The organism is Rhodoferax sp., assembly GCF_028714215.1.
Lineage (GTDB): Bacteria > Pseudomonadota > Gammaproteobacteria > Burkholderiales > Burkholderiaceae_C > Rhodoferax.
Genome location: NZ_JAQTMS010000107.1, coordinates 1 through 2993 on the forward strand (window position 1 = coordinate 1; position 2993 = coordinate 2993).

The following is a 2993-nucleotide window of genomic DNA, read 5'->3' on the forward strand; positions in this document are numbered from 1 at the left end:
TTGGCAGTTAATGACAAATGGACACAGGGATCAAATTAATGTGGCAAAAATATAGGCTTCTCCGCACTGCCTGTGCAGGAGTGGCGCTGGTGGTTTCCATGACGGCGCAGGCGTACAAGACGCCGATCGAAGTACCGGCACTGCAGAGCAAACTGGCGGCGGTGGCACCGCTGATCGGCGTCGCCAAGGCGGGCAAGCGGATCGTCGCGGTGGGCCTGCGCGGGCACATTGTTTACTCGGACGACGAAGGCAAGACCTGGGTACAGGCCAAGGTACCCGTCAGCAGCGACCTGGTCGCCGTCTCGTTCGTCGATGACAAGAACGGCTGGGCGACGGGCCACTATGGCGTCGTCCTGCATACCGGCGACGGCGGGGCCACCTGGAGCAAGCAGCTCGACGGCAAGACCGCCGCGGAGATCACCGAGAAATACTATGCCGCCAAGAGCGGGGCCGAACTGACGCCCGATATCGATCGGGCAACCCGCCAGGCCAAAGCCCTGCTCACCGAGGCCAACACGCAAACGCTGCTGGGCATCCATTTTGACAACGAGCGCGAAGGTTATGTCGTGGGCACCTTCAACCGGATCTTCCGCACCGAAGATGGCGGCAAGACCTGGACCCCCTTGATGGATCGCACCGACAATCCGAAGGAACTGCATTTCTATGCCGTCTATGCGGATGACAAAGCGACCTACCTGACCGGGGAACAGGGCATGGTGTGGCGCCTGGACAAGGCCAAGAATCATTTTGTCGCGATGCAGACCCCCTACAACGGCACGCTGTTCGGCGTAATCGTCGATGGCAGCAACCTGCTGGTCTATGGCATGCGCGGCAGCCTGCTGCGCAGCGGCGACGAAGGCAAGAGCTGGGAGCGCGTTCAACTGGAAGGCAACCGTGCCGGCATCACCGGCGGAGTCGTGCTGCCCGACGGACAAATCGCCATCGTCAATCAGGCCGGCGCCGTACTGCTGAGCGGTGACCATGGCAAGACCTTCCAGCCGGCAAAAATCACCAAGCCGATGTCTTACAACGGCATCAAGCCGATAGCCGGCCGTGAGGTTGCACTGGTCGGATCAGAAGGTGTCCGGGTCGAGACGCTTCAGTAAGCAGTAAAGCCCGTCGTCATCAAGCGCTGAAAATTTCATAGGAAGCACAAGCACCGTGGATATAAGCAAGTCAGAACTAATGCCGGTTATCGCCGACCCGAAAGACTTTGACGAAGCATCGGGCAATTTACTCGAGCGGATAATCTTCAACCACCGCAAATGGATTGTCTTTGGAGCCATACTGATCACGGCTTTCTTTGCCTTCCAGCTGCGCCATCTGGTGGTCAGCGCCAGCTACGACAAGATGCTGCCGCGCAGCAGTCCCTACATCAAGAACTTCATGCAGAACCGCGACCAGTTGCGCGGACTGGGCGACTCGGTCCGCGTCGTCGTGGAAAACCCCAAGGGGGATATTTTCAACAAGGATTACCTCACCACCCTGGCCAAGATCAACGACGAGATTTTCCTGCTGCATGGCGTCGATCGCGCCTGGATGAAGTCGATCTTCACCCCGGTGGTGCGCTGGACCGAAGTGACGGAAGAGGGCTTTGCCGGGGGGCCGGTACTGCCCAATACCTATAACGGTTCACCCGAATCGATCGAGGAACTGCGCATCAACATCGGCCGCGCCGGCGTCGTGGGGAGCCTGATCTCCAACGACCTGAAATCCAACATGATCGTGATCCCCCTCATCGACAAGGATGCCGAAGGCCGGCCGGTCAACTACCATGACCTGTCGAAAAGCCTCGACGACATCCGCACCCGCTACATGGCCGGCAAGGGTGGACCGGGCACGACCCAGGTCAACGTCTACGTCATCGGTTTCGCCAAACTGGTGGGTGACCTGATCGACGGACTGTATCAAGTGATGCTGTTCTTCGTCGCCGCGGCGGTCATCGCCTCCCTCATCATTTTCTCGTTCACCCGCTGCGTGCGCAGCACGGCCCTGGTCCTGAGCTGCTCGCTGGTGGCGGTATGCTGGCAGCTGGGTCTGGTGGTGTCCTTCGGCTACGGCATCGACCCCTTCTCGATCCTGGTCCCGTTCCTGGTGTTCGCCATCGGCGTCAGCCATGGCGCGCAAAAGATGAACGGCATCATGCAGGACGTCGGCCGCGGCACGCATAAACTGATTGCCGCGCGCTACACCTTCCGCCGCCTGTTCCTCGCCGGCCTGACCGCACTGCTGGCCGATGCCATGGGCTTCGGCGTGCTGATGATCATCGACATCCCGGTGATTCGCGAACTGGCGATGACCGCCAGTCTGGGCGTTGCGGTCTTGATCTTCACCAACCTGATCCTGTTGCCGACGCTGCTCTCCTTCACCGGCGTGAGCCCGGCGGCGGCCAAGCGCAGCCTCAAGGAAGAGCAGGAAGAGGAAACCGGCAAGGGCTTTTTTGGCAAGGTGTGGGGCCTCTTGGATCACTTTACCGAACGGCGCTGGGCGGCCGGCGCCATCATCGTGGCGGTGTTAATGGCGATTGGCGGCAACTACATCAGCCACGATCTCAAGATCGGCGATCTGGATCCGGGCGCACCGGAGTTGCGCGCCAGTTCCCGCTACAACAAGGACAACAAGTTCGTGACGGACAACTTCGGCATTTCCAGCGACGTGTTCGCGGTCATGGTGAAGACCTCACCGGACAAGTGCCGCATGCCGGACGCACTGGTGGAAACCGACCGCCTGGGCTGGGCCTTGATGCAGGTCCCGGGCGTGCAGCGGGTCAATTCGATGGCGGATACCATTCGCTCGTATACCTCCGGTGCGTTTGAGGGCAACCCGAAATGGCTGACCATCAGTGAAACGCAGAACCTGATCGACCCGCAGGTCAACAATGCCCTGAACTGGAATACCGAATACATGAATTCGGATTGCTCGGTGATGCCGGTCGTGGCCTATCTTTCCGACCACAAGGCAGAAACGCTCAACCGCGTGGTCAAGGTGGTGGA

2 protein-coding genes are annotated in these 2993 nt (G+C 60.0%); both read left to right on the plus strand.

All coding sequences use genetic code 11. The annotated features are described in order from the left end of the window. Positions 1 to 98 precede the first annotated feature (98 nt). Positions 99 to 1106, plus strand: a complete 1008-nt coding sequence (locus tag PHS32_RS24040) for a YCF48-related protein (protein ID WP_301082149.1) — start codon at positions 99 to 101, stop codon at positions 1104 to 1106. A gap of 79 nt (positions 1107 to 1185) precedes the next feature. Further along, on the plus strand, positions 1186 to 2993 hold a 1808-nt coding region (locus PHS32_RS24045; RefSeq protein WP_301082150.1), incomplete at its 3' end, for an MMPL family transporter.